This is a genomic window from Streptomyces sp. T39 (assembly GCF_008042045.1).
In the GTDB taxonomy this organism is placed as follows: Bacteria; Actinomycetota; Actinomycetes; order Streptomycetales; family Streptomycetaceae; genus Streptomyces.
Genome location: NZ_RDBP01000016.1, coordinates 25,123 through 51,100, shown reverse-complemented (window position 1 = coordinate 51,100; position 25,978 = coordinate 25,123). Strand labels below are relative to the sequence as shown.

The 25,978-nt window shown below is 73.6% G+C and carries 27 protein-coding genes; 13 read left to right on the top strand and 14 right to left on the bottom strand.

The genetic code is table 11. The features are described 5' to 3' along the window. Window positions 1–80 precede the first annotated feature (80 nt). Window positions 81–401, bottom strand: coding sequence for an L-rhamnose mutarotase (locus EAO77_RS18885; protein WP_147989520.1), 321 nt, complete (start codon window positions 399–401; stop codon window positions 81–83). Window positions 402–705: 304 nt separating this feature from the next. Here EAO77_RS18885 and EAO77_RS18880 point away from each other — a divergent pair, with 304 nt between their 5' ends. After that, the gene (locus tag EAO77_RS18880; RefSeq protein WP_147989464.1) at window positions 706–1,326 is read left to right on the top strand and encodes an L-threonylcarbamoyladenylate synthase; all 621 of its coding nucleotides are present in this window, start codon (window positions 706–708) and stop codon (window positions 1,324–1,326) included. Window positions 1,327–1,369: 43 nt separating this feature from the next. Here the strand turns inward: EAO77_RS18880 and EAO77_RS18875 are convergent, their stop codons facing one another. Further along, window positions 1,370–2,338, bottom strand: coding sequence for an arabinan endo-1,5-alpha-L-arabinosidase (locus tag EAO77_RS18875; RefSeq protein WP_147989463.1), 969 nt, complete (start codon window positions 2,336–2,338; stop codon window positions 1,370–1,372). A 445-nt stretch (window positions 2,339–2,783) separates the two neighbouring features. Between EAO77_RS18875 and EAO77_RS18870 the strand changes: the two genes are divergently transcribed. The 3 genes from EAO77_RS18870 to EAO77_RS18860 are packed head-to-tail and all read left to right on the top strand — an operon-like array spanning window position 2,784 to window position 4,076. Further along, complete coding sequence (locus tag EAO77_RS18870; RefSeq protein ID WP_147989462.1) at window positions 2,784–3,137, top strand: hypothetical protein; 354 nt, start codon at window positions 2,784–2,786, stop codon at window positions 3,135–3,137. 7 nt (window positions 3,138–3,144) lie between these two features. Continuing rightward, a complete protein-coding gene (locus tag EAO77_RS18865; RefSeq protein WP_147989461.1) occupies window positions 3,145–3,672 on the top strand; it encodes a hypothetical protein in 528 nt (175 codons plus the stop codon). Window positions 3,673–3,704: 32 nt separating this feature from the next. After that, the gene (locus tag EAO77_RS18860; RefSeq protein WP_147989460.1) at window positions 3,705–4,076 is read left to right on the top strand and encodes a peptidase inhibitor family I36 protein; all 372 of its coding nucleotides are present in this window, start codon (window positions 3,705–3,707) and stop codon (window positions 4,074–4,076) included. Between the two features lie 49 nt (window positions 4,077–4,125). Here EAO77_RS18860 and EAO77_RS18855 read toward each other — a convergent pair whose 3' ends face one another. From EAO77_RS18855 to EAO77_RS18845, 3 genes are all read right to left on the bottom strand, one after another. Further along, window positions 4,126–6,591 (bottom strand): polysaccharide lyase 8 family protein, encoded by a 2,466-nt coding sequence (locus tag EAO77_RS18855; protein ID WP_147989459.1) that lies wholly within the window; start codon window positions 6,589–6,591, stop codon window positions 4,126–4,128. Window positions 6,592–6,814: 223 nt separating this feature from the next. Continuing rightward, the gene (locus tag EAO77_RS18850) at window positions 6,815–7,330 is read right to left on the bottom strand and encodes a MarR family winged helix-turn-helix transcriptional regulator (RefSeq protein WP_147989458.1); all 516 of its coding nucleotides are present in this window, start codon (window positions 7,328–7,330) and stop codon (window positions 6,815–6,817) included. A 172-nt stretch (window positions 7,331–7,502) separates the two neighbouring features. Continuing rightward, complete coding sequence (locus EAO77_RS18845) at window positions 7,503–10,256, bottom strand: ABC transporter substrate-binding protein (protein WP_261994019.1); 2,754 nt, start codon at window positions 10,254–10,256, stop codon at window positions 7,503–7,505. A gap of 109 nt (window positions 10,257–10,365) precedes the next feature. Between EAO77_RS18845 and EAO77_RS18840 the strand changes: the two genes are divergently transcribed. The 3 genes from EAO77_RS18840 to EAO77_RS18830 all read left to right on the top strand — a co-directional run bounded on the left by EAO77_RS18840 (window position 10,366) and on the right by EAO77_RS18830 (window position 11,819). Beyond that, entirely contained in the window at window positions 10,366–10,845 is a 480-nt protein-coding gene (locus EAO77_RS18840) for a GNAT family N-acetyltransferase (protein WP_147989457.1), read from the top strand. 95 nt (window positions 10,846–10,940) lie between these two features. Next, window positions 10,941–11,195, top strand: a complete 255-nt coding sequence (locus EAO77_RS18835; RefSeq protein ID WP_147989456.1) for an EF-hand domain-containing protein — start codon at window positions 10,941–10,943, stop codon at window positions 11,193–11,195. A gap of 141 nt (window positions 11,196–11,336) precedes the next feature. Further along, window positions 11,337–11,819: a hypothetical protein gene (locus tag EAO77_RS18830; protein WP_147989455.1), complete on the top strand. Its 483-nt coding sequence runs from the start codon at window positions 11,337–11,339 to the stop codon at window positions 11,817–11,819. A 41-nt stretch (window positions 11,820–11,860) separates the two neighbouring features. Here EAO77_RS18830 and EAO77_RS18825 read toward each other — a convergent pair whose 3' ends face one another. Together EAO77_RS18825 and EAO77_RS18820 are read right to left on the bottom strand one after the other, a co-directional pair. Beyond that, on the bottom strand, window positions 11,861–12,148 hold the full coding sequence (locus EAO77_RS18825; protein ID WP_147989518.1) for a DUF1905 domain-containing protein: 288 nt from the start codon (window positions 12,146–12,148) through the stop codon (window positions 11,861–11,863). A 116-nt stretch (window positions 12,149–12,264) separates the two neighbouring features. Next, window positions 12,265–13,155 (bottom strand): DMT family transporter, encoded by an 891-nt coding sequence (locus EAO77_RS18820; protein WP_147989454.1) that lies wholly within the window; start codon window positions 13,153–13,155, stop codon window positions 12,265–12,267. A gap of 311 nt (window positions 13,156–13,466) precedes the next feature. Here EAO77_RS18820 and EAO77_RS18815 point away from each other — a divergent pair, with 311 nt between their 5' ends. Both EAO77_RS18815 and EAO77_RS18810 read left to right on the top strand, forming a co-directional pair. After that, window positions 13,467–14,441: a TerC family protein gene (locus tag EAO77_RS18815; RefSeq protein WP_147989453.1), complete on the top strand. Its 975-nt coding sequence runs from the start codon at window positions 13,467–13,469 to the stop codon at window positions 14,439–14,441. Window positions 14,442–14,516: 75 nt separating this feature from the next. Beyond that, entirely contained in the window at window positions 14,517–14,732 is a 216-nt protein-coding gene (locus tag EAO77_RS18810) for a hypothetical protein (RefSeq protein ID WP_147989452.1), read from the top strand. A 145-nt stretch (window positions 14,733–14,877) separates the two neighbouring features. On the opposite strand, the gene EAO77_RS18805 is transcribed toward EAO77_RS18810, so the two are convergent. The 3 genes from EAO77_RS18805 to EAO77_RS18795 all read right to left on the bottom strand — a co-directional run bounded on the left by EAO77_RS18805 (window position 14,878) and on the right by EAO77_RS18795 (window position 20,801). After that, window positions 14,878–17,793, bottom strand: a complete 2,916-nt coding sequence (locus EAO77_RS18805; RefSeq protein ID WP_147989451.1) for a tetratricopeptide repeat protein — start codon at window positions 17,791–17,793, stop codon at window positions 14,878–14,880. Next, window positions 17,790–19,652 carry an HSP90 family protein gene (locus tag EAO77_RS18800; RefSeq protein WP_147989450.1) on the bottom strand — a complete coding sequence of 621 codons (1,863 nt, stop codon included), beginning with the start codon at window positions 19,650–19,652 and terminating at the stop codon, window positions 17,790–17,792. Before EAO77_RS18800 ends, EAO77_RS18805 begins: the two co-directional genes overlap by 4 nt. A 273-nt stretch (window positions 19,653–19,925) precedes the next feature. Then, window positions 19,926–20,801: an NAD(P)-dependent oxidoreductase gene (locus EAO77_RS18795; protein WP_147989449.1), complete on the bottom strand. Its 876-nt coding sequence runs from the start codon at window positions 20,799–20,801 to the stop codon at window positions 19,926–19,928. A gap of 139 nt (window positions 20,802–20,940) precedes the next feature. Here EAO77_RS18795 and EAO77_RS18790 point away from each other — a divergent pair, with 139 nt between their 5' ends. Continuing rightward, window positions 20,941–21,360, top strand: coding sequence for a winged helix-turn-helix transcriptional regulator (locus EAO77_RS18790; protein ID WP_147989448.1), 420 nt, complete (start codon window positions 20,941–20,943; stop codon window positions 21,358–21,360). A gap of 7 nt (window positions 21,361–21,367) precedes the next feature. On the opposite strand, the gene EAO77_RS18785 is transcribed toward EAO77_RS18790, so the two are convergent. Then, window positions 21,368–21,601 (bottom strand): hypothetical protein, encoded by a 234-nt coding sequence (locus tag EAO77_RS18785; RefSeq protein WP_147989447.1) that lies wholly within the window; start codon window positions 21,599–21,601, stop codon window positions 21,368–21,370. A 143-nt stretch (window positions 21,602–21,744) separates the two neighbouring features. Further along, entirely contained in the window at window positions 21,745–22,911 is a 1,167-nt protein-coding gene (locus EAO77_RS18780) for a hypothetical protein (protein ID WP_147989446.1), read from the bottom strand. 194 nt (window positions 22,912–23,105) lie between these two features. On the opposite strand from EAO77_RS18780, the gene EAO77_RS18775 reads away from it, so the two are divergent. The 3 genes from EAO77_RS18775 (at window position 23,106) to EAO77_RS18770 (ending at window position 24,345) form a co-directional block, all read left to right on the top strand. After that, window positions 23,106–23,600, top strand: a complete 495-nt coding sequence (locus EAO77_RS18775; protein WP_147989445.1) for a peptidylprolyl isomerase — start codon at window positions 23,106–23,108, stop codon at window positions 23,598–23,600. A 282-nt stretch (window positions 23,601–23,882) separates the two neighbouring features. Beyond that, entirely contained in the window at window positions 23,883–24,038 is a 156-nt protein-coding gene (locus EAO77_RS38685) for a hypothetical protein (RefSeq protein ID WP_187283302.1), read from the top strand. Window positions 24,039–24,147: 109 nt separating this feature from the next. Then, window positions 24,148–24,345 carry a CsbD family protein gene (locus EAO77_RS18770; protein WP_147989444.1) on the top strand — a complete coding sequence of 66 codons (198 nt, stop codon included), beginning with the start codon at window positions 24,148–24,150 and terminating at the stop codon, window positions 24,343–24,345. Between the two features lie 136 nt (window positions 24,346–24,481). Here the strand turns inward: EAO77_RS18770 and EAO77_RS18765 are convergent, their stop codons facing one another. After that, complete coding sequence (locus tag EAO77_RS18765) at window positions 24,482–24,709, bottom strand: hypothetical protein (protein ID WP_147989443.1); 228 nt, start codon at window positions 24,707–24,709, stop codon at window positions 24,482–24,484. Between the two features lie 93 nt (window positions 24,710–24,802). Further along, on the bottom strand, window positions 24,803–25,975 hold the full coding sequence (locus EAO77_RS18760) for an SRPBCC family protein (protein WP_147989442.1): 1,173 nt from the start codon (window positions 25,973–25,975) through the stop codon (window positions 24,803–24,805). Between the last annotated feature and the right edge of the window lie 3 nt (window positions 25,976–25,978).

The following is a 25,978-nucleotide window of genomic DNA, read 5'->3' as shown; positions in this document are numbered from 1 at the left end:
GGCGGGTGCCGGCCGTGCCGCGCCCGGGGGCCGGGCCCGGCCGGCGGGGGCGGCCCGGCGGTCTCGGAGGGTGCCGGAGGTCAGGCCAGGTGGAAGACCTCGGTGAGGGGCTTCATCGCCTCGTCGGGCGCCGCGCCGTCCAGCGCCTCGAAGAACCCGCCCATCTCGGCCTGCCAGCGCTCGTTGACGGAGGTGGCGGCCATGGCCTCGCGCGCGGCGTCGAAGTCCTCGGTCTCCAGGTAGCCGACGAGCAGTCCGTCCTCGCGCAGGAAGAGGGAGTAGTTGTGCCAGCCGGAGTCCGAGAGGGCCGCCAGCATCTCCGGCCACACCTCGGCATGGCGCTCGCGGTACTCGGCGACGCGGTCCTCGCGGACCTTCAGCAGGAAGCAGACACGCTGCACTTCGGGCACCGCCCCACGGCTCGTCATCGTCGGGCCGCGCCCAGCCGAGCCGGCACCCTTGATGAAAGGTTTCAATCGATCACAGCGGACGCTAACCGGGCGGCGCCGCGGCGTCAATGGGAGCGCGACAGCGACAGAACGACCACCCGCCCGCCAGGGCCGCTCCACCCTGCCGACGGGCTGCCCGCGCGACGCATCCGACTTCGACCCGAATGAAACGATTCACGACTCCGCGCCTCCCGCACCGGAACGCACGCCCCCTCGGGCGCGCCCCGATCCGGAGGACAGCCCGTAGACTCGCCGGATGGCGAAGTACTTCGACGTGCACCCCGAGAACCCGCAACGGCGCATCATCGGCAACGTGGTCGACGACATCCGCTCCGGCGCCCTCGTCGCGTATCCCACCGACTCCTGCTTCGCACTCGGCTGCCAGATCGGCAACCGCGCGGCACTGGACCGGATCAGAACGATCCGGCACCTCGACGACAAGCACCACTTCACCCTGGTGTGCCGGGACTTCGCGCAGCTCGGCCAGTTCGTGCACGTCGACAACGACGTGTTCCGCGCCGTGAAGGCGGCGACGCCCGGCAGCTACACCTTCATCCTGCCCGCGACGAAGGAGGTGCCCCGTCAGCTGCTGCACCCGAAGAAGAAGACGGTCGGCGTGCGCATCCCCGATCACGTCGTCACGCAGGCACTCCTCGCCGAACTCGGCGAACCGCTGCTCTCCAGCACCCTGCTCCTCCCCGACGAGGAGGAGCCGCTGACGCAGGGCTGGGAGATCAAGGAGCGGCTCGACCACGTGGTGGACGCCGTGGTCGACTCGGGCGACTGCGGTACCCGGCCGACCACGGTCATCGACTTCTCCGGCGGGGAGGCCGAGATCGTGCGCCGCGGCGCGGGGGACACCACCCGCTTCGAGTGACGCACCGGTGCGCAGCTCCTCGGACGGCGGGACGGCGGCGGCATCAGTAGGCGACGGGCCAACCACTGCTCCAGTTCAGGAGGTTGACGCCGAGCTTGGGCGTGCCGTTGTCCAGGCCGTCGTAGTAGTGATAGACGATCAGGTCCCCGTCGACGTCCTTCATGACGGACTGGCCCCCGGGCCCGACGACCCTGCCGTGCGACTCCAGGACCGGCGTCCCGCCGTTGTTCGTCATCGCGACGCCGTTCCTGTCGCGATAGGGCCCGGTGACGCGGGTGGCGCGGCCGACCTTGACCTTGTACGTGGAGCCGGTGCCGGCACAGCACGTGTCGTACGAGGCGAAGAGGTAGTAGTACCCGTTCCGCTTGACGATGTACGGGGCCTCGACGGCCTTGGTGCCGCTGGGGCGTGAGGCGAGCGAGCGCCGGGTGGTGTCGGAGGCCGACTGCTTGCCGGTGGAGGGGTCGATCCGGATCATCTTGATCCCGGTCCACCAGCTGCCGAAGGACAGCCACCACGACCCGTCGTCGTCGACGAAGAGGTTCGGGTCGATGGCGTTGAAGTCGCTGGAGGAGTTCGAGGTGTACACGATGCCGTAGTCGCTCCAGCTGCCCGGCAGACCGGTGGTGGAGCCCGCGAGCCCGATGGCGGAGGTGTTGGAGCCGAACGACGAGACGGAGTAGTACATCAGGTACGTGCCGCCGTGGTACGAGATGTCGGGTGCCCACGCCTCCGGGACCGAGGAGTAGCGCGACCACCAGCCCGGCCGGGAGGAGAAGGCGTCCGCGCTCGCGGTGAACGCGATGCGGTCGGACGACGCCTTGCCGGCGATGCCGCCGCCGGTGGCGTAGAGCAGGTACTGCCCGGAGGCGGTCCGGATCATCGTCGGATCGTGGGTGATGACCGAGCCGGTGACATGACCCGGATTCGGGTATGCGGACGCCGTACCCGGGATCAGCGCGAGCAGGACTGCGGCGGGTAAGGCGACAAGAGCGGTTCTCCTGCGCATCATGGGATCCCCTTTGTTCGACATATTGAACAGCGATCGCCTATCTGAACGGACGGTAGGAGTGGAGCCGCGCTCCGTCAACAGCCCGCGCGGCACATCCTCGACGCCGCCCCGGGCTCGGGTTCCGCGCGGTGGCGGCCTGCTAAGGTAGAAAGCGCTTGCCATCCCCATGGCATCCGCCGAGCAGCCGCTCCGGACCCCCAGTCGCGCCGGGCCCGGAGCGGCGAACCATCCGCCGCCCCCGCGCGTGACGACGCGGTCGCCCGCGGCGCGCACCGGGAGGTCGCCGCCCCCCGATTCCGGCAGTTCCCGCCGAGCAGGACGCCGCGATCGTCACGATCGACAATCCGATTACTCACCGTCAGGAGTGACACGAAGAGTAATCACCCCGGGGGCCGGGGATGACGCCGGAGCACCGTGTTCCCCGCCCTCACCCCGGGATGTGCCCATGCGCCTGCCCACCGCCGCGACCGGCGTCGCCGCCCTCGTCCTCGCCCTGTCCGCCGTCCCGGGCCCGGCCGCCGCCGCGCCCGGTCAGGCGTGCTTCTGGTCCGGGCCCGGGCAGACGGGGCAGGTGTGGTGCTACTCCCCGGGCGGGTACACGGAGGCCGAACCGCCGGTCCGGCGGCACGCCCGCTCCTTCGACAACCGCTCGGCCGGCAGCGTCTACGCGATCCACTTCGGTGACCGCGGCTGCTTCCACCGGGAGCTGCGCACCGACGACTACGACGACGACTGGACGGCCTGGGCGGCCCGCCTGGACGGGGTGAGCGACAGCACGATGGGCTGCGCTCAGGGCTGACACGTCGATGCCCCGCCCCCGCTCCCGACCGCGTCCGCCGCGCGCCGCGGCGGCCCTTCTCCTGCTGCTGGCCGGTGTGGCGGCCTGCGCCGCGCCCCAGGGCCCCCCGCACCCCGACGACCTCGTCAAGGCCGCTCAACTGCGGCTCACCGACGCCTGCCTGACCCGGCAGGGGCTCACCCCGCCCCGGCCCGGCCCCACGCCGCCGTCCGAGCGCGAGGCCCTGCGGGTGAGCGACGCGCTGTTCGGGACGGGGCGCGCCGAGCTCTCCCTCACCCTGGCCACCGGACACGAGATCCGCGCCCATACCGACGGCTGCCTCGCGGCCGCCCACCGCAGGCTCTACGGCGACGAACGGGCCTGGTTCCGCGCGTCGGCCGTCGTCAACAACCTGAGGCCGGAGGCCGCACACCGCGGCACCGATCTCGCCTCCGTCCGCCGCACCCACGGCGCCGAGATCGCCGACTGGGAGCGGATGCGCGCCCATGCGCTGCGGCAGGCCGAGGCACTGCTCGACCGGCCGCCCGGCCGGTGACACCCCTCCGCACGACGTCAGGAGACACCCTCGTGATCCACCGCACCGCTCTGCTGACCGCAGCCCTGCTCGCCGCGGGCGCGGCTCTCGCCACCACGGGTTCCGCCCAGGCGGCCCAGTGCCCGAGCGGCCACTTCTGTGCCTGGACCGACGCCGACTACGGCGGACAGCGCACCAACTGGTCGGGCGACGACCACGACTGGGAGCCCGGCATCCAGGACCTGGACTCGTCCTGGGCCAACCACGGCATCTCCGGCCCGGGGATCAAGGACCATGTCCGGGTGTACGAGAACCCGGGCCTGATCGGCCTCGGCACGGTGTGTCTGGCCCCGGGGCAGGAGATCGCGCACGACGGCTGGGGCAACGACAGCGGGGACTCCCACACCTGGACCATGGGCTGCTGACGGATCCGCCCCCCGCCCGCGTGTCACGCGGGCGGGGGGCGGCGTCGTCTCAGCCCAGCCGGACGGTGATCCGCTGGGTGGCGCCCGCCGCGCCGGTCAGGCTGCCGAAGGTCAGCCGCAGGGAGCCGCCGGTGGCCGCCGAGGTGACCGTCGCCGGGCGGGAGAGCACGGCGGCGACGGGCCGGTTCCAGGTGACCGTCACGGATGTCGCCTGCCGGGCCGGGTCCGCCACGCACACCACCGCGGTGCCGTCCCCCCGTTCCCGGACCATCACCGCGCACGGCGCGCTCGCGGTCAGCGTGCCGGCCGTGCCGGCGGCGAAGAAGTTGGCAGCGGTGAACCCCGCCGACGGCACCCGCACGCCCTGGACGTCTCCCGTGTTCGCGAGCACCTGCATCCAGGAGCCGTCCGCGGCGCGCCGCGCGGTCCTCGCCGCGTCCGCCCCGGGCAGCATCTGGTACGCGTAGGACGCGTTCACCGGGTCGGTGCCGTGGTCGGCGTAGAGGGTGAGGTAGCGCCGGGTGACCGGGGTCGTCGCGCAGGTCTTGTTGATGTCGCTCCAGCGCCCGGTGCGCTGCTCCCGCAGGCCCCTGACACCGGTGGTGCCGCCCAGCACGTAGCCGCCGAAGCCGCCGATGTGCGCCCAGCGGGCGCCGGTGAGCGGGGCGGACCAGGGCGCCGCGGCGGGCGCCGCGATGCCGTCGACGGTCAGCGGGTGGACTCCGCTCGCCCCCAGATTCCGGTTGTCGATCACCGACTCCACGGCGGTCCCGTCGGTGCAGGTGATGCCCGCGCCGAGGCAGACGACGGTGTCGTCGACGAAGAACCACGACTTCTTGGCCTGGAGTGTGCTGCCGAGTCCCCGCAGGTGCTGTCCGACGCCTGCCATGGTGCCGTCGGTGGTGCCGCCCACCCAGTCCACGGCCGGTCGCGAGGCGCCCCAGTCGCCGCCCGCGGCGTCGGCCAGGCGCTTGGCGGAGACGGTGGTGCCGGGCAGCCGGTAGGGGTCGACGGTGGCCCAGAAGGCGTCGGAGTACTGCCCGTTGGCGTAGCTGTCGCCCCACCAGTAGAGCATTCCGCTGCCGGTGTGCCAGCCGCGCAGGTTCTCGGTGTTGCCGGTCTCGTAGTGGGTGATCCGCCGGGAGGCCATGCTGACGGATCCGGTCCAGGTCGGCCGCCGGTGGACGGCGCGGTCCATCGCGGCGAAGAGGCGGTGCCCGGGCGGATGCACGGCGGCGGGGACGGAGGTGTCGTTCTGCACCCCGGCGAGCCAGGCGAGCGAGGCCAGGGACAGGGTGCGGTCCTCGAGGACGGGACTGTAGTAGTCGCGGCGCATCCATCCCTTCACCAGGCCGCGCCAGCGGGCCCGTTCCGCGGCGCTCGCCCCCTCGGCGAGCAGCACCACGGAGGCGAGGATGCCGTGTCCCCGGGTGTGGTCGTCCTGCTGGATGCCCCGGGGGTCGGAGAGCATGACGCCGCGGCTCATGCCGCGCCCGCTGACGCCGTCCATGACCAGGCCGTTGTGGATCAGCGGGGCCCAGGCGTGCTCCACCGCGTCGAGCACGATCTGCCGGGCGGGGTCGGTCACGGCCCAGGGCGAGCCGGTGAGCAGTGCGAGGAGCAGTCCGATGCCGCCGAGCAGCACGGCTCCGTAACTGCCCGTGTAGGGCACGTAGGTGTGCTGGACGAAGGATCCGTCGGTGTAGAGGCCGTCGCCCGCGGTGACGTACGGGAAGACGGGCGAGAGGGCGTCCCTGGCGAGGGCGGTCTTCGCGGGGTCCTGGCCGACGACACCGCGCAGTGCCAGCACGCGGCACAGGTCGACACGGTTCGCTCCGGTGCTGGTACCGGTGTAGGAGGCGACGGCGGAGTCGGGGACGAAGTGGTCCACCGCGGCGCAGTACGCGGCGAGCCGGCCGGCCGGGATGTCGTCGTACATCAGCACGCAGAGGTCGAGCAGCCGCTGGGGCGCGCCGATCTGCCAGCTCCACCAGTTGCCGTAGGGCGGCTGGGCGGCGTTGTACGCCGTGTCGTGGAGGTGGTCGAGCCCGGCCAGGATGCCCGTGGCGAGCGCGGGGTCGCCGGTGAGGCCGGTCCCGGTGCGCACATAGGCCTCGGCCATGGTCCGCAGCCGTGCGTAACTGTCCACCAGGCGCGCGGAGTAGCCGTAGGACTCGGTGTCCTTGTCGGGCTCCGGGTCGGCGTAGGCGAGGTCGGGCCAGAGCGATCCGTCGGCCGGTGCCATGGCGGCGAGGTGGCCGGCCGCCTCCGTGCCCAGCTCGCGCAGACGGGTGGCGAAGGGCTCGGCGGTGGGGCTGAAGCCCGCCCCGAGGACGAGGTCGCGCCAGACGGCGCGCAGCGCGGCGTAGTCCTCGGCGGTGGCCTGTGCGGTCGCCGCCGGGGTGGGGGCGGACGGCGCGCGGGGGACGGCGGCGGCCGGGCCGGCGGCACCCAGGGCGAGCGCGGCGCCGCCCGCGGCGTGCAGGACTCCGCGGCGGGTCCAGGAAGGGGTCATCAGGTCCTCCGGTGGCAGGGAGAGCAAGTGACCGCTTTCTAGCAATGGATCAGTTTTCAATCAATGGATACGACACGATCATTTTTCGATCCTTACAGATCGTTCGATCACTCACCCGTCCCGGGCAGCGGCCGGGGGTGCGGTCCGGCACAGGAGCGCGGACACGCCGAACCGGCCGCCGGGGCCCGGCAGCCGGTTCGTTCCGGGGTGCGGAAGTGGCCGGTCAGCGGCGGAGCAGCGCCAGTTCGCGGTTCATCTCGGCCAGGAAGCGGACGACGACGCGGAGTTCGGCGGGGGTGAAGCGCCCGCGCGCCGCGTCGGTGCCACGGGCCAGCGGCATGAAGTAGTCGCGAGCCAGCTCCTTGGCCGCTTCGGCGTAGTGGAGATGGACCACGCGGCGGTCGTCGGCGGACCGGACGCGCCGGATGTGCCCCGTCCGCTCCAGCCGGTCCAGGCAGGCGGTCATGGCGCCGGAGGTGAGGTTGAGGCGCTTGCGCAGCCTGCCGGGCGTCATGGGCAGCCCGGCCTCCCCGCCCGCTTCGGCGTCGCTCTCGCTGTCGGCGTCCAGGATCGCGATCAGCGCCTGCACGTCGGTCAGATGCAGGCCCTGCGCATGGGCGAACTCCTGGGCGATCCGGTTGAACTCGCCGTTCATGCGGCGCAGCAGCACGGCGAACTCCTGGAGCCCGGTCGGGTCCGGGGAGGGGAACGGGGAGGAGGAGCCGTCGGCGGTGCGCATTGCTGCAGTCTAATATTTCTCCACAACGGACATACTTCCCTATCGAGACATTCGCCCCGAGCGGGCGTCCGGAAATCGCCGGACCGGCGGAGGGCTGCCCGAAAGGGCGGCCGGCGCCACGAAGCGGACCGGCGGCGGTCGGTGACGGTGGCCCGAGACGGCGGCCGCCCGGTCACGGACAGGGGTGCCCGGCCTCACCCCAGGTCCGGCGCACGTCGCCGCGCGCGACCGTCCCGCACAGCAGCATCGTCCGCGCCCCCCGGGCCCCGCCGCGCTCGACCGCGATCAGCTTGCGCTCGCTCACCCGGCCGCCGCCCGCCGCGCCGTGCGCCTCGATGCGCCCGGTGGCGCCGTCGAAGCCGCCCCCGCCCAGCCCCTGGTAGAGCACCGCCTGGAGAAGACCGCGGTCGAGCCGCTCGTCGTGCCCGCCGGTGCTCCGCCATGCCTGGTCGACGCCCTCCGCGAGATAGCGCATGGCGTCCCAGGCCAGCGCCACATGGGCGTCCTGCCGCATCGCGCCCGTGCGGGTGCCGTGGTCCTCGGCGTAGGTGCGGTCGTACGCCGAGAGGAAGGCCGCCGCCTCCCCGCTCACGTCGGCCAGGGCGGGGGCCCGGCCGTGCGAGACGTAGTGGAGGGTCAGGCCCCCGAAGACCTCCCACGGGCGCCGCTCCTCGGTGAGGGCGTTGGTGACGTCGTCGCCGCCGAGCACACCGAGCCGGGGGCAGTCGCGGGCGTCGCGGCTCAACTCCTCCAGGAACAGCTGGAAGTGGCTGCCCCGGCCGGCCCACACCACGGCGGTGCGCGGCTCCTCGGCGACGGCCCGGCAGACCTCGCGGGCCAAATCCTCCACCGCGGCCACGTGCGTCCCGGACGGGGCCCCCGGCAGGGGCGAGGGTTCGGGCGCGTCCGTCGGCGTGTACAGCAGCGACTCGGTCCGCGACGCGCCGTACGCGGCACGGAAGGACGAGGCGAGACTCGCGCTGTACGCGTCCGACGGGTCGGCGACCAGCCGCACCCGGACGGCCGGCTTCCCGTCCACCATGGGGGCGTGGGCGGCGAACGCCGCCATCACCTTGCCGGCCCGGGTGTCCGTCGGCGCGGTCTGGTAGTAGTGGCCGCCCTGGCGCAGCAGTTCGTCCGCGGTCCCCGAGGTGCCGACCATCGGAAGCCCCGCGCGGTCGAAGACGCGGATCGCGTCGTAGGTGCGCCGCCTGCTCTGGCCGAAGCCCACGACACCGACGATCGAGCGGTCCCGGGCCGCCAGTTCGACGATCCGCTGGGCCACGGCGGGCGCGTCCTTGAAGCGGTCGCCGGCGTTCGCGGCGAGGACGCGCAGCGGCACCCGTTCGCCCGAGCGCAGCGCCTGCGCGTTCGCGTAGGCCTGGGCGAGCGCGAGTCCGCGCAGTTCGGCGAGGGTGCCGCCGCGGACGGGGTCCTCGGCATCCTTGCCCCCGCTGAGCGGGCCGAAGTAGACGACGGTACGGGCGCCGGGCCGCGGGTCGTCGCGGTCGCGGCCGGCGAGTTCGCTCTCGACCTCCTTGTTCTGCCGCTCTATGCGCTGCAGCACGTCCCGTACGGCGCGCTCGCTGTCGCCGGCGGAGAAGGACGCCGCACCTTCCGCCACCCCGACGCACTGCCCGTCCGTGCCGAGGAACGTGGAGCCGAGGCACGGGTCGGGACCGGTCCGGTCGAACGGGACGCCGGCGACCAGCCCGGCCACCACGGCCAGGGCGATCAGGCCCGCGACGGCGGCCATGCCCACCTCGGTGCCCGGTCCCCAGCGCGTCGCCGGCGGGGCGAGCGTGGGCCAGCGCCCCAGCCAGTACGTCGCGGCCTGGTCGTCCGCCGCCTCCTCGGCCACCGGCACGACCATCCCGGAGGGGCGGCCGGGCGGGGTGCCGCGCTGGGCGATGTTCGCCAGGTCGGCCCCCGCGGCGGCGAGGCCGGGCACCTCGATGTCGGGGATCCGGCTGGCGAGCGTGCGCACACCGGCCGCGACCACCACCACCGACGTGCACCGCAGGTCCTCCATGGCGGCGCGCAGTTCCCGCAGGAAGCGCTGGAGGCGCGACTCGGCCGGTCCGGCCTCCTCCACCAGGATCACGAAGCGGCTGACACGCCGGCGGCGCCACGGTCCGAACAGCCGCTTGCGGGCGGCCGATTCGAGGTCGGCGAGGAGGGCGTGCACCAGGATCCGGTCGAGCTGCTCGGGATCGCCGTCGGGGCCGCCGCCGACCAGGTCGACGGCCGAGCGGAAGAAGTCGGACGGCGGTGTGCCCTGCTGCTGGCGGACCCATTCCGCGTACCAGCGCCGTCCCCCCGCGCGGCTCCTGCCCAGCATCCGGCGGCCCGCGCGCCTGCCGTACAGGGCGCGCGGCAGCCGCTGGAAGAGAGGGCCCGCCACGAAGTTCCACAGCAGTTCGAGCAGGGTGCCGCCGCTGGCCTGGTCCCGGCCGCCCAGCCACCACAGGCCGCGGGCCGGACCGGAGACCTCCCGGTGCGCGGCGTAGCAGTGGTCCCGCAGTTCCCCCGGGCGCCGCTCCATCAGACCCTCGACGGCGGGCGCGGTGACCACCGCCCGCAGCAGGCGGTAGGACGGCAGCCGCAGCCGTCCGGTGCCGCGCGGCATGGTCGCGTCCAGCTGGTAGGCGATCTGCTCGTAGAGGTCGAGCGGCGGCGCGGCCGGGTCCGCCGAGGTCCCGTCGAGATACGCGTGCGGCGCGAGTCGGCCCTCCCGGCCGCGCAGCCGGGACCGCAGTCCGGCGACGATACGGCGGCCGGCCTGCCCGTCTCCCGGCTCGCTGAGCAGCACCACCGGCACGCGGCTGCGGGTGCGGCGCGGCTGCACCACGAGTGTGTCGAAGGCGTCGACGAATTTCTCGACGCCCGGATAGGCCGGCACCCGGCTCTGGTCCCCCGCGGACATGTGTTCCTCCCCCGTCACGTGATCACGTGAGTGTCAAGGGTCGTGCCCCGCACGGAGACCGCGCAACCTCCCCGTCACCGGACCGTGGCCCGCCGCTACGATGGCGATCATGGTGGACTGGGAGCTCACCGCGGCCGCTGCCGCGGACGTCGAGGCCCTGGCCGGGATCCGCGCACGGGTGATGAGGGCGGATCTCGAACGGCTCGGCCGCTACGACGAGCAGCGCGTGCGGCAGCGCCTGCGCGACGGGTTCGAGCCCGCCCACACCTGGACGGTCCGCGTCTCCGGCGCACTGGCCGGCTGTGTGGCGCTGAAGCCCGCCGGGCACGGGTACCGGCTCGAACACTTCTATCTGGCGCCGGAGCTCCAGGGCCGGGGCGTCGGGACCGCCGTGCTGCGCCGGCTGCTGACGCGCTGCGACGCCGAGAACGCGCCCGTCCGCCTGAACGTGCTGGTGGGCAGCGCGGCGGCGCGGCTGTACGAGCGGCACGGCTTCACCGTCGAATCCGCGGATGCGGTGGACGTGTTCATGGTGCGTGCCCCGTCCGGTGACCGGGCCGGGGCCGGGCCCGGCCCGGCGCTTCGCTGACCCTTTGGGCCGCCCCGGCGCGGCAGGCAACCGGAGGGCGGCGAACGGCGTCCTCCTCTCCGAGCAGACCCCACCACGGACACCGGGAGACGAGCGTGAGCGAGAAGGCGCGCAGGCTGTTCGACGCGCTCGACCTCGACGGCGACGGGACGCTGACCCGGGCCGAGGTCATCACGGCCCTGCGCACGAAGGGGCCCTCCCTGGCCGCCTCGGGCGACCTGCCCTTCTGGGGCGTGACGGACGCGGACGCCTCCTCGGCCCTCTTCGACGCCGCCGACCAGAACGGCGACGCCGTGCTGACGCCGGAGGAGTTCGCCTCCGTCGTCGACCGCAGGTTCGGCTGGCACTGACCCGGCGCCGGCCGGCCGCACGTCCCTGCCGCGCGGCGCTTTCCGGCCGTGGCCGCCGAAGCGTCGTTGACCGGGTGCGCGGGGCGTTCCACCATGCGGTGGCCGCCCCGCCGCGGGGTGGCCGTCGATTGGGGAGGGACGATGATCCGAGGTGGATCCCGTGTGCTGTCCGCCGTCGCCGTGGCGGTGGCGTCCGGCCTGCTGGTGGGCACGGTCGGCGCCGGAGCGGTGCAGGCCCGTGAGGCGGAACGGACGGTGTCCGTCACCGGCGCCGCGCCGGCCGCGGTGCCGCTGAGCGATCCGACGCCCGAGGAGCAGGAACGGCTCCGGGAGGTCGCGGGCGCGATCTGGACGCCGGAACTGGCCGCGGGCTGGAACATGAACGCCGAGGTCGAGGCGGTGCTCTCGACCGTGACGGGTGAGATCCTGCGGTGCTCGGAGGCGTTCGCGCTGGTGCCGCGCCCGCCGGCGTTCTTCCCGGGCCCCGGCTATCTGCGCCAGTACTGGAAGCAGGTGCGCGACTACTTCCTCGTGGTGAAGGAGAACCGCAGCTACCGCGCCTGTGTGGTGACGGCCGCGGCGAACCACCGGTCCGCGATCGAGATGGCGTCGATGGGCATCTGAACGGACGGGTACGGGGGCCGTCACGCCCGGGGCGGCCCCCGCTACAGCCGGACGGTCAGCTCCACGGACACCGCGTCCCCCGCGACGAGACCCTGCGGCCGGCGCACCGCGCTCTTCACCGGCAGCAGGTATCCGCCGTCCTTCGGGAAGAGCGAGGTCGTGAACACCGTCCCGCCGATGCGCGCCTCGACGGGAACGACTCCCCAGCCGTAGGTGGCGGCCGCCGCCACGTCGCGGACCTCGTCGGCCCGCTCCGGCGGAAGGGGCACGAACCAGTACGGGGACGGCCCGCGCCATTCGATCACCCTGCCGGTGAACACCATGTCCATGAGGCCGATCACCCGTTCTTCCGGCGGCAGTCGGGCCCAAGCGTACCCAGGCACCGTCGCCTGCACGCCCGCGCCGGGGACGGGGGCGCGCGGTGCCGGGGACCGCCCCGGGGCGGTCAGGGCGTGGCGCCCTCGGGGGCGCCCGTGTCCACCAGGGTCCGGGCCAGCTCCGTCCTGGCGAGGGCGAAGACGCCGATCGCGACCAGGGCGACGCCGCACGCCTGCGGGACGACCCACCACCCGGTCCGGACGTGCTCCTCGTACAGGGTGATGCCGAGGGCCAGGCTGACGGTGGCGTCGCCGAGGGTGAGCGCCGGCTGGGAGGCGACCAGCGGGCCGGCCTGCATGGCGTGCTCCAGCAGGAAGAGCGCGCTCGCGCCGAAGGCGGCGAAGGCATAGGTGTGCCAGGTGGTGAGGAAGGCGAGGATGCCGTCGTCGTCGAGGATGTGCATCGAGGACTTCATCAGCGCGGCGGTGACGGCATAGCCGATGGCGGTGGCCGACGCCAGGCACGCCGCCCGCGTCCGTCCCTCGGGCTGCCGCAGTGCGGCGGCCACCAGCGCGGCCATGGCCCCCGCGCACACGGCGAGGGCGACGATCCAGCGGTCCAGCGGCACCTGTGTCCGGTTGCCGGACGGGTCGGCCGCCGCCAGGGCCACCCCGAGACCGACGACGACCGCCGCCACGGCCGCCCAGGCACGGGCCGGCAGCCCGGTGCGGAACATCAGCGAGGCGATCATGAGGGCGAGCGGCAGTTCGAGGACGAAGAGCGGCTGCACGATCGTCAGCGGCCCGGTGGCCAGGGCGACGGCCTGGCAGACACCCGCCGCGACGACCGCCACGATGCCTGCCAGCCACACGGGTCTGTGGAGGAGGTCGAGCAGCAGACCGGCCCGCAGCCCGTCCGATCGCGGCACGCTCAGCGCCGCCTTGCGCTGGAGCACGGTGGCGAGGGCGTTGCTGAGCGCCGCGAGCAGTGCGAAGAGGACCGGCAGCAGGAGGTGCACGGTGAGGGCCTTCCCGGGTCGAGGAACGGGGCCGCCGCCGATCGGGAGGCGGCCCCCGGTACACGATGGGCCGCCGGCGGGGCGGGCACCGCGGATTGCTCCGACAGCGGGCAGGGGCGGACGGGGCGCGGACGACGGCGCGGTGCTGCGCGGACGAGGGCGCGAGGACAGGGGCGGACGCGGCGCGGGTGGGGCGCGGGTCCGGGGCACGGTGCTGCGCCGGCGGWCCGCCGGGCGGACGGGTGCCCGTTCGTCCAGACTCGTAGGAGAGGGGGAGCCCGGTTCCGCCGGTCGTCTGTGAGGTCCGCCCCGTGCACGACGTGCCGTACTGGCTCTGGCTCGTCTTCGCCGCCACCGTCCTGGTCTCGCTGGCGGTGGATCTGCTGGCCCACCGGGAGGCCCATGTCATCGGCTTCCGGGAGGCCGCGGCCTGGAGTTGTGTGTGGGTGGGGCTGGCGCTGCTCTTCGGCGGGGTCGTCTTCGTCGTGGTCGGCACGCAGGCGGGGGTCGAGTACTCGACGGCGTGGCTGCTGGAGAAGAGCCTGTCGGTGGACAACCTCTTCGTCTTCGCGCTGATCTTCGCCTACTTCAAGGTCCCGCGGGCGTATCAGCACCGGGTGCTCTTCCTCGGCGTTCTCGGGGCCCTGGTGTTCCGCGGGATCTTCCTGGCCGCCGGTGTGGCCGTCGTCAGCCGCTTCACCGCCGTGCTCTTCGCCTTCGCCGCGATCCTCTTCTACAGCACGTACAAGATCCTCAAGGGGGAGGAGGAGAGCTTCGACCCCGGCAGGAGCCTCGCCGTGCGGCTGCTGCGCAGGATCGTGCCGGTGACCGACGACTACGCGGGAACGAAGTTCTTCGTGAAGGAGGCCGGCAAGCGCCTCGCCACCCCGCTGCTCGCGGTGGTGGCCGCGATCGAGGCGGCCGACCTGGTCTTCGCCGTCGACAGCGTGCCCGCCGTACTGGCCGTCAGCAGCGACGCGTTCATCGTCTACACCAGCAACGCCTTCGCCATTCTCGGCCTGCGGGCCCTCTACTTCATGCTGGCGGGCCTGCTCGACCGGTTCCACTACCTGAGCAAGGGCCTGGCGCTGATCCTCTCGTTCATCGGCCTCAAGCTGATCCTCCAGGCGAGTCACGAGCTCTTCAGCACCGCCGTCCCGGAGATCCCCTCTCCCCTCAGCCTCGCCGTGATCGTGGTGGTGCTCGGCGCCTCCGTCGCGCTCAGCGTGCTGAAGCCACCGGCCGGGGAGCGGGAGGGCGGCCGGGAGAACGGAGGGGAGCGCTGAGCCGAGGCCGTGCTCTCCTCCGGCGGGCCATCAAGAGGCGTTCAAAAACACGCAAAGCGGGCGTAAAGTGGCCGTATGTCCGAAAAGCACGCGGCGGCCTCGGCGTCCGGGCATCTGTGCCCGTCCTGCCGGCGTCCGCTGCCCGCCACGGTGGAGCGGCACAAGACGATGGGTGTCTTCGTGCCGGTGTACAGCGAAGGGCCCTGTGACAACAGTGCCTGCTCCCGCGGGCCGGCCGCGAAGCGGCCCTCGCGGACGTCCGAGGCGTCGTCGAAGGAGGGCGGCCCCTGACCGATTCGCCCCGCGGTGGTGCCGCCCGCTGCACGGCGGACGCCGCCGCGGGGCGGTTCACCGCTCCGTCCCCGCCCCGAAGCCGTGAACGGCGCGTCCTGCCCCCGCCCCGGCGCGAACCGGAGCGGGGGCCGGGAGCTGCCGCTCAGGGAGTGAGATGCCCCAGGGTGCGCTCCAGGCGGGGCAGATACACGCCCGCGACCTCCTCCCCCATGGCGGCGATGTCCGCCATCAGCGCGCGGACGCGTCCGGCCGCCTCGCCCCCGAGGTCCAGCTCGCTCTCGGTCCAGGCGGCGCGGACGGCGCAGCGGACCCGCTCGTCGAGCACGGCCTCGCCGAGGGCGGCGAAGGCGGGGACCGCCAGGTCGAGGAGGGCGAGGGCCTCGCGGCGGACACCGGCGGCGTCCGCCGCGCTGCGCGTCACGGCGCCGTCCTCCGTGCCGTCCTCCTCGGACTCCTCCCCGCCCACGCCGTCCAGCAGCAGTTCCGCCGTCTGCGTCCAGGTGCGGGCGCGCTCCAGGAGGTGGGGGGGCTCGTCGCCGTCCGCCACGGCCGCGAGGGCTTCCTCCATGAGCGTGCGGGCCGTGGCGGAGTCGTCGTCGCGGACGTGCAGCCAGGCCAGCGACCGCAGCGCCCTGGCCAGCGGGACGGCTTCGCCGACCGCCTGCCAGAGCTCGATGGCGCGACGGTAGGCGGCCACGGCCTCGCCGCCCATGCCGGCCGCCGCGAGGCTCTCGGCGGCGAGGGTGGCGGCCTGGGCGTGGGGACGGTCGTCGTCCCAGCCCTTGGCCACGTCCGCGGCCAGCAGGTACTGCTCGGCCGCGCCCCGGTGGTCGCCGAGGTCGCGCAGGCAGCGTGCCAGGGTGTCCCGCGCCCGGACGGCCGTGTCCTCGCCGTGCCCGGTGAGGGCCGGCAGAGCCGACTCCAGCACCTCGGCCGCCTCCGCCGCGCGGCCGGCCCCGGCGTACGCCTGGGCGAGGGTGAGCCGGGCGTACGCGCCCGGGCCCGCGGACTGCCCGGCCTCGTCGAACCAGTGGGCGGCCTCCAGGGCGTGCTCCGCGGCCTCCCCCTCCCTGCCGTCCTGGGCGAGGACGGCTTCGGCGAGGGTGAGGCGGATCCTGCCGAGCTGCTCGCCGTCGACGAGTTCGGCGCCCAGCACGAGCGCCTCGCGGGCGAACTCCTCCGCCTCGCCGGGACGCCCGAAGGCCATCCGCAGCTGTGCCCGGCGGGCGAGCGGCCCGGCCGCGTCCCAGGGCCGGCCGGCCTCGGCGCAGCGGCGGGCGGCGGAGGCGTAGAGGGAGTCCGCGCTCTCGGGGTCGCCGGTCTGCCATGCCCGGTCGGCGCGGGTCTGCTCCGCGTCGGCGACGAGGTCGCAGACGTCGGGCACGTCCGCGTACTCCCCAGCGAAGGCGGCGAGCGCCGCGTCGAGCCGGGCGTGGGCCTCCTCGTGCCCGCCCTCGTCCTCGGTGGAGGTGAGGACGACGGCCAGTTTGGCCCGGGTCAGCGCGGCCGTGGCGATGCGCCGGGTCCTTTCGGGGTGGGCGGGGCCGAGTGCGCCGGCGGCCGCGGCCGCCGCGTCGAACAGACGCAGCACCTCCTCGGGGGCCTCGCCGGCCTCGAGGGCCGCGTAGACGATCCGCAGGTCGTTCAGTGCCGCCCGGCCCTCCTCCCCCACGGCCCGGTAGCCGGCCGCGACGTCCTCGAACCGCGCGCGGGCGTCGTCGGCGCCGGCGCGGCCGGCCGCCAGGGCGTGCTGCTCGCGCAGTTCGAGGGCGAGGAGCCGGTCCGGCTCCTCGCCGGTGCGCTCCAGCACGGCGCCGGCGCGCTCCCACAGGGCCGTCGCGCCGGGGTGTCCGGTGGCACGCAGCTCGCGGGCGCGTGCGGCGAGCGCGGTCACGTCCTCATCCGCCGCGGCCTCGCTCACGGGCGCGGGGCGGACGACGGGGCGAGCGGTGCCGACGCCGAGCGGCAGCCGGCCGGTCAGCGGGGCGGCCTCCAGGCGGCGCCGGAGCCCGGAGGAGACCGTGTCGTTGCCGTTGCGCAGGTCGAAGGCGGCCGCGAGCGAGGCGGTGAAGGTGTCCAGCGCGTCGTGCAGTTCGCCGACGGTGTGCGGGCGGCCGCCGTAGGGCACGGCGGGCTGCCCGGCCAGACCGAGGGCGACGAGCCGGCGCAGCAGGACGAGGGTGCCGCCGCACAGCTGGAGCCGGGTCCACGGGTTGCCCTCGGTGTCGAGGTGCGCCGCGTGCTCGGCGAGCAGTTCCAGGCCGCGGGCCTCGTTGCCGGTCAGGGCGCAGAACTCGATGTGCTTGCCGACGGAGGCGAGCAGGCTCTCGTTGCCCTTGGCCATGCGGTAGCCGCGCAGGTGGTGCGCGCGGGCCTCGTCGGGACGGCCGGTGCGGACGAGGGGCAGCAGGGAGTGGGCGAGGACGCGGTGGGGCTCCTCCATGCAGGAGGTGCTGCCGTCGAGGACGGGCGCCCAGGTGGCCAGGGCCCCCTCGTCGTCGCCCTGGTCCATCCGGTACATGCCCTGGTCGTTCAGCTCGCAGGCGTGGCAGTTCGCCATGCTGTCCCGCTCCGCCGCCGTCCACGCGGCGAAGGCGGCGGCCGCCCGGGCGCTGTCGCCCACATGGTCGGCGAGCTCGAACTCCGCCTGGCGCACCGCCCGTTCGCTGTGTCCGGCGGTTCGGTAGCGGTACTCCATCTCGGCGAGCCACTTCTCCATCGTGGCCAGCGGCATCTCCGGCAGGGTGAGCATGCCGGAGCTGACCCACTTGAACAGCCAGTGGAACGTGTGGGTGTCGTGGGCGTCGAAGGCCGAGGGGTCGTCGTCCCATTCCCGCATCAGGCGGGCGAACGGGACCATCATCTTGCCGCGTTCGGTGCTGTACTCGTACGCCTGGATCAGGCCGAACAGGGCCGCGCGCAGCAGGTCGCGGTCCCCGGACGCCTCGGCGGCGGCGACCAGTTCCTCACCGCGGGCGTTGCGCAGGAGGCCGTTGGGGGCGGACCTGTTCTCCCACAGGGCGCGGCGGATCTCGTCGGGGGTGGGTGCGGTGGTCACTTGTCGTCCTCCTCGGCGGCGGCCGGCGCGGGGGTGGTGGCGTGGGTGGCCCATTCCAGGAGTCCGAGGAAGGCCCGGTTGAGCAGGGAGGCGTCCGAGGGGCGGAGCGGGCGCTGGGACATCAGCAGCGCCTGGCCGTAGAGCGACTCGACGGCGGTGCCGGCGAGTTCGGGATCGGTGACGGCCGCGATCCGGCGGACGAGGGGGTTGTTGTGGTTGAGCACGAGCCGGGCACGGGGCGCGGAGCCGCGCAGGGCGCCGAGGATGTCGGTCCACAGGCTGTCGGCGCTCTCCTCGGCCGCCGCGCGGTCGCGTTCGTGCCGGGCCTCGCGGTCGTCGAGGAAGAGCGCGGGCACGGTCACGGGCTGGAAGGCGCGCAGGGCGACGTCGCAGCCGAGGGCGTCGAGCCGGGCCCGGGCCGTCGCGAGGAAGCCCGCGAGTGCCAGTTCCTGGGCGGGGTCGACCGGGTCGAGGTGGGCGGTGACGGCACCCGCGTCGAGCTCGCCGACGGTGACGCCGTCCCGGATCTGCGGCAGCAGGGCGATCAGGTCGGCGTCGTAGGTGTATCCGCCGTTGACGACGCCGAGTCCGTGCGCGGCGGCGATCGGGGAGACCTGGCGGAACTCCTCGACGGTGCGGGTGAAGTGCACATGGGGGTGGGCGCGCACGAAGTCGTCGAGGGTGGTGCGGCCGTCGGTGGTCTCGAACGGCAGCCAGGGCAGCATCAGCGCGAACAGGTCCGGATCGTGCCGGGCCATGGACTTCACGCCGAGGTGGTGGACGCCGAGGAAGGCGGCGAGCCGGTCCGGGTCACCGGCGGCCAGCTCGGCGAGCCAGTCCCGGATGCGGGCGCCGAGCGCCTCCCGGACGGCGGCGAGGGTCTCGTCGTCGTAGAGGTTCTCGCGGGACGCCGTGGGGCGCAGGGTGTCGGTGTCCAGGACGACGCGGACGAAGAAGGCCCAGTCGGGCAGGAGGTTGTCCGCGCGGTCGGTGAGCAGCATGCCCTTGAGGTAGACGCGGTGCGCGGCGCGGCCGGCGGGGCTGGTGGCCTCGGGCAGGACGTAGGCGACCCCGCGGACACCGGCGACGGGCAGGTCGAGGTCGATGGAGTCGAGCGGGGTGAAGCCGAACTGGCGCGCGCAGTGCCCGGCGAGGGCGACCCGGCGGGCGGTGGGCGTCGGGTGGGGGCGGTCCCAGACGGCCGGCCGGTCGGTCAGCGGCCGGCCGGTGACCCCGGGGCCGCTGAAGGTGACGTCGTACGGCAGCAGGGAGCCGTAGTCGGTGGCCAGCTGGGCGACGCGGTCGGGGCCCGTCCACTCCTCCGCACCGGGACGCGGTTCCAGGCGGACGGTGGTGCCCGGTTCGGGGCGCGCCTCGTCGGGCAGGGTGCGCACGGTGTAGGAGCCGTCGTCGTTCGCCAGCCATTCGACGGGAGGTTCGCCGGGCCTGCGGGCGGAGCGGGTGACGACGCGGATCTGGCGTGCGACGACGAAACAGGCGAGCAGGCCGATGCCGAACTGTCCGAGGAACTCCGCGCGGGCGCTCTCCAGCGCGTCGCGCTTGGAGCTGCGGCCGATGGTGGCGAGCAGGGTGTGCACCTCGTCGGCGGTGAGGCCGACGCCGCTGTCCTCGATGACGACGGCGTCGCCGGTGGCGCTGAGCCGGATCGTCGCGGGGGCGGCGGGATCGTGGGCCCGGCGGGCGGTGACGGCGTCGACCGCGTTCTGCAGGAGTTCGCGGACGTAGACGCGGGGGCTGGAGTAGAGATGGTGGGAGAGGAGGTCGACCAGGCCGCGCAGGTCCACCTGGAAGGAGTTCACCGCGGGATCACCGGCGGTGTCGGGCGTGTGCAGATTCATGGGCATGAGGGGGCTGCCGCACGGCCGGCACCGGCCGCGGGAGCGGGTCGGGCGATCGCGGGGTCCCCCCCTCACGATGCGCGATTGGCCCGGCCCTGACCTCGGCCGGAGCACACGAAGGCGCAGGTCGAGCAGGACTCGGAAGGTGATGACCATGGTAGGGAGCACCACCGACAATGCCCAGGGCTTTCCCCGCCCGGAACGACGGCCGCCGCCCGCCCGTCCCGGCGCTCGGGGCGCCGGGACGGGCGGGCGGCCGGTTCGGGCACCGGGTCAGGCGGGGTTGCGGATGCTCTCGAAGATCCGGGCGAAGCCCTCCTTGCCGTGTCCGGCGTCGATCTGGCGCCGGATGAGCCGCTGGACCATGGCGACGGCGTCGGGGGCGACGCCCTGCTCGGCGCCGGCGGCGAGGATGTCGCCGAGATCCGAGAACTCCAGGCTCTGCTGCCCGGGAACGGTGTAGTCGCCGCCGTCGACGACCTCGGCGAACCCCTGGAAGCCGCCGGTCATCGCGGCCAGCCAGGGCGCCGCACGGCCGGCGAACTCGGTCGCCGTCACTCCGGCCGGCGCGACCATGGCGGCGCCGTGCAGGAAGCCGGCGAACATCACGTACATGCCGGCGAGCAGGGCGAGGTCGTACAGCGGGGCCAGGCCCGCGTCCTCGCCGAAGTAGTCGGCGTCGCCCCAGCGTTCCAGCAGGGCCCGGTGCTCCTCGAACACCGGGGCCGAACCGCTGTAGAGCACGGAGGAGCCCGGGCGGCCGATCATCGCCGGCACCGCCATGATCCCGCCGTCCAGGTAGGCGATGCCGTGGGCGGCCGCCCACGCGCCGAGTTCGCGGGACTGCTCCGGGGACGTGGTGGTCAGGTTGACGACCGGCCTGCCCGACAGGTCGCCGGCGAGGGGGTCGAGCACCTCGTGGACGGAGGCGTGGTCGAGCAGGCAGACGACGACGGGACCGCCGGACCGGACGGCCTCGCCGGCGGTGCCGGCGGCCACGGCGCCTCGCGCGACGAGGGCCTCGGCCTTCCCCGGCGAGCGGTTCCAGACCGTGGTCCGGTGCCCGGCGTCGACCAGCGCCGCCGCGAGCGCGCTGCCCATCGCTCCCAGTCCGAGAACGGTCACCCGGGTGTGGTCTTCGGTGGTCATGTTCGGGTTCTCCCCCGTATTTCCTTGGTTTTCCGCGATGTCTTCGCTTCGTGGAAATCCTCTCGCGCGCCGGTAGTGTTGACGAGTACGCACTGAATAGTCGGATACTCACCTTCCGGTAAGTGACCCTGGGGGAACGATGGCGAGCGCGGGACGGCGCGGCCCCTATTTCTGCGGAATCGACGCGGCCATGGACGTGGTCTCGGGAAAATGGAAATCGCTGATTCTCTGGGAACTCCATCAGTACGGGGCACGCCGCTTCGCCGAATTGCGGCGGGGTCTTCCGGGGGTCAGCGAGAAGATGCTGACCCAGCATCTCCGGGAGATGGAGGAGGACGGGCTGGTGCACCGCGAGGTGTTCGGGGAGGTGCCGCCGAGGGTGGAGTACTCCCTGACGGAGCACGGCGTCACGCTCAACACCGCGCTGGAGTCCCTGGCGCAGTGGGGTTCGGCACGCATCGAGCGGATCGGGGCGGTACGGCTCGACGCGCAGGGGGATTCGGGCGCACCGCCGGCCCCCGGCGCGGCGGTCGCGGGCCGGGGGCCGTCCCGGCTGTGACGTCCCGTCAGTGGTGGTGCCGCCGCGACCTGCGGAAGGCCGTCACGGCGAGAAGGGGGAAGCACAGCACCCCGACGAGGCCCGGCAGCGCGGTGGTGGCGGAGGCGCCGGTGCCCAGCAGGCCCGCAAGCAACTGGGCGGCGGCCAGGGCGCCGAGGGCGGCGTAGATCCAGCCCGTCCAGGCGGGGTCGTCCGGAGTGCCGCTCCCGCGGCGGGTCGTGGTGACGTGGTGTCGGTCCATGGGAGGTCTTCTGCCCCGCCGTCCGCGTTTCAGCGCCGGGACGGCCCGAGGCGGCGTGTCCAGGCTGCCGGGCGCCCGGCGCGCGCTCCCGCGCACGTCCCGGCGCGGACGCGGCTGCCGCGGCGTCCGCGCCGGGGTCCGCGTCAGCCCGTTCGGGTGGGGACGAGGTCGCCGGTGACCCGGGGCGTGGGGTGCGGCGCGGGCCGGCAGGGTCCGGCGCGCGCCGCACCCCACGTAACCGCCCGGCCCCGTCCCGCAGCGCCCCCGGGAGCCCGCCCGGGCGCCGGGAGACCGCCGGGACGGGTCCCGCCGGGACGGGTCCGGGCGGTGCCCGGCGGGCGCCCGCCCCGGTCGGCGTCGTCGAACGCCTCGGCGGCGCGCAGCAGCGCGTCGTCGAGGGCGCGCAGGCCGGGGGCGGTGCGCGGGGGCGCCGGGAGCGGGCCGCACGGGGCGCCGGCCCGCACGGCCGCCGCCAGCCGCCGTGCGCCGCGGACCGCGCGCCGCGGCACGGGCTCCCCCGTCCACGCCAGCGCGGTCGCCGCCTCGGCGAGCGCCGCCGCGGCGCCGTACCGGGCACCGAGTCTGAGCTCCTCCGGCGAGGCACGAGGTCCGGACCGGATGCCGCCGAGCGCGTCCTGGGCATGGTCGAGCGCGGCGGTCAGCGCGGCGCGCCGGGCGGTGGCCGTGGCGCCTCCCGCCGCCTCCAGCAGCGCGGCCGTGCGCTCGTAGACCACGGCCACCGCCTCGTACTCGCCGTCGAACCGGTACGGGATCCGGCCGCGCCGCCGGGGAGCCGGCACCAGCCTGCGCAGCAGCAGCGGCCAGGCCGCACCCGTGAGATAGGACAGGCAGCGCAGCCAGGCCGGTTCGGGCAGGTCCATGCCCGCGCCGATCACGGCGGCGATCAGCAGCTGGGTTCCGCAGGCGGAGGCCAGCGGGCCGGTGGAGCTGACCGCACCGGCCACCAGGCCGAGCAACCCGAGGAGGACGGGCAGCACCGGCGTCGCGAGGCCCTGCGGGACGGCCGCGGCGGCGAGCGTCCCCGTCAGCAGTCCGCAGGCGCCGGCGGCCGCCGGTACACCCAGGGCCGTCACGGCGGTACGCCGGCTCCCGGGCCGGTCGTTGATGCCGGCGAAGAGCGCCCCGATCGCGGCCGGCACCCCGGCGGTGGGCGCCCCGGCGAGGACGGCGACGAGCAGCGGCAGCACCGCCGCCGCGCCCCGCGCCATCGCGCTCCACGGGACGGGCCCGGCCTGGGCTCGCAGGGCGTGCCGGAGCCAGAAGGGTACGGCGGGCCGTTCGACGGGCATCGGGTGCACTCCTGTCCGCGGTCTTCGTTCGGTGCGGACGTCGTCGGCCTGGCCGTTTCCCGCACCGTACGGGGCCGGTACGTCGCCCTCGTTACCCCGGCATGACGAGACGATGATCTCCTCGCGGCGGCGGGCGCGGCCGGGCTCCGGGGGCGGATGTGCGCGGGGGCGCCGGAAGATGCCAGGATGCAGACATGAGCAATGTGTTCTTCGACATCACCATCGACGACCAGCCCGCGGGCCGGATCGTCTTCACCCTGTTCGACGACGTCGTCCCGAAGACGGCGAGGAACTTCCGCGAGCTCGCCACCGGCCAGAACGGCTACGGCTACGAGGGCTCGTCGTTCCACCGTGTCATCCCGGACTTCATGCTCCAGGGCGGTGACTTCACCGCCGGGAACGGCACCGGGGGCCGCAGCATCTACGGCGAGAAGTTCGCCGACGAGAACTTCCAGATCAAGCACACCAAGCCGGGTCAGCTCTCCATGGCGAACGCCGGCCCGAACAGCAACGGCTCGCAGTTCTTCATCACCACCATCGTGACCGACTGGCTGGACAACAAGCACGTCGTCTTCGGCGAGGTCGTCGAGGGCATGGACCTCGTCAAGCAGATCGAGAAGCTGGGCTCGCGCTCCGGCGCCCTCAGCTCCAAGGTCACCATCGCCAAGTCGGGCGTGCTCGACGCCTGAGCCGGCAACGACCACGGGACGGCCGTGGCCAGGGAGCGCAGCCCGCTCCCGGCCGCGGCCGTCCGTCGTCCCCGGCCCGTCCGGCGGGGGATCACGCGCCCGGGCGGCGGGGGACCACGCGCCCGGGCGGAAAAGCCCGGCCCGGAAAGCAGCGCCCGGAGTCCTCCGGGCCTCATATCGGGCACGGTGGCGAGGCGGTGAATACCTTGCGCGAAATCCGGTCCGTTTGGCGCGCGCCTCAGCGGACAACCGTACCTTCGGGAACGTCAACCGGAGGACGAAATGATCATTCTGGGTCTGATACTGCTCATCGTGGGTGCTGTCGCGGGCATCGGTATTCTGTGGACCATCGGCATCGCGCTGATCGCGATCGGCGCGGTTCTCTGGATTCTCGGGGCCGTGGGGCGCCCGGTCGGCGGCCGCAAGACCTATTGGTGACCTGTACGTCACCTGCCGCGACACGCGTGTGCCACGGCGTGACGCCCACGTTTGCCGTGGGATCCGCCGGGCAACCCACTGAAGGCAAGCAAGCGAAAGGGTGCTTCTCATGGGCGGACACGAAAAGGCCAAGGCAAAGGCCGAACAGGCCAAGGGAAAGCTCAAGGAAAACACCGGACGCTCGGTGGGGAACGAAAGCATGGCCGCCGAAGGCCGTGCCGAGAGTTCACAGGGCGCTCTGCGTGACGCGAAGGAAAAGGCGAAGGGGAGCGTACGCAAGGTGGGCGACGCCCTCAAGAACGACTGATTCGACGACACGCCACCCGCCTGCACGGCCGGCGTGATCGGGCGCAACGAGAAATGGTGYGGGGCCCGGGAWTCCCGGGCCCCRCACCATTTCTCGTTGCGCCCAGCGTTGCGCGTCGCGCTCAGCCGGGTTGCGCTCAGCCGGACGGCTCGCCCGGTTCCGGCCCCTCGGTGGGCTCGGTGTCGTCCGCACCCGGGACCTTCTCCCTCTGCTCCCGCTGCGCGTCAGATTCCGCGTCCTTCGCGTCGTCGTCCACGTCCGGCTCCCAGAGGTCGTCGTCCCCTCCTGCCTGCTGGTCCGGCATGTCGCGCGGCAGCGGGTTCTCGGTGTCCTCGAAGCCCTCGGGCCTGTACTCTCCGCTCACTTCGTTCTCCTGTGACGTGTCTCGGGGGCGGGTTCTGGCGCGTACCCGGAAGGGCGTGGCCCACACCGTGGGCCACGAGGGCAGAGGCGGATCTCACCTCCGGACCCGGTCCGCCTCCTCTTCCTCCTCGTCCTCGTAGCCGTCCTCGGCGTCGCCCTCCTCGTCCTCGTAGTCGTCGTCCTCCTCGTCCTCGTAGCCGTCCTCGGCGTCGCCCTCCTCTTCCTCGTAGTCGTCGTCCTCGTCGTCCTCGTCGCCCTCTTCGCCCTCTTCGCCCTCGCCTTCCTCGCCTTCCTCGCCTTCCTCGTCCTCGTAACCGTCCTCGTCCGCGTACTCCTCGTCGCCCTCCTCGCCTTCGCCTTCACCCTCCTCTTCCTCGGCGCCTTCCGCCGCCTCGGCTTCCTCCGCCTCCTCCGCCTCGACGGCCTCCTCGTGGCTTCGGACGACCTCACCGTCGCGGATCTCCCCACGCCAGCCCTCGGGCTCGTCCTCGGTGAGCGTCACGTAGCGCTGGAAGTGCTTGAAGTCCAGGCGCAGACGGCGGCCCTGGGCACGCCAGATGTTTCCGGTCTTCTCGAAGAAGCCCGACGGGTAGTACTCGACGACCAGCACGATGCGGGTGAGTTCAGGCGCGAGTTCATGGAACGACACACAGCCCCGCGTGGTGCCCTTCGCACCCTCGGACGTCCAGACGATGCGCTCGTCGGGTATCTGCTCCTGGACGGTCGCCTTCCAGCCACGGGTGGACGGACCCACCTTCACCTTCCAGTCGCTGCTGACCTCGTCACCCTTCGAGACATTGCGAACTCCCTTGGTGAAGCTGCCGAACTGCTCGAACTGGGTCCAGTGGTCGTATGCCCTGCGCAGGGGAACACCGACGTCCAGGACCTCGACGATGTTCATCACCTTGGTGCTCCCGGACTTGCGCCCGCCTCCGCCGCCCCCTCCCCCTCCGCCGTCGCCGTCGCCGTCACCCTTGCCGAAGAGGCCCCCGACCTTCGAGAACACGTTGTCCTTGATGCTCTTCGTCTTCTCGCCGACGATCGCCTTCAAGGGGTTGTCCCCCTTGAGGACGCGCAGACCGGCCCGTGGCAGCGGTCCGCCGTTCTCGGCGGTGTCCATGAGCTGGTCCGTCAGGCCGGCGAGCTTGTCCCCGGCTTTGTCCGCAAGCCCTTCGACCCGGGCACTGAGGTGATCGATCAGCTCGTCCCGCAGCCTTTCCAGCCCCGAGTCCTCTCCGCTGCCGTTGTCGCGCTCCTTGGTGGCCATGGC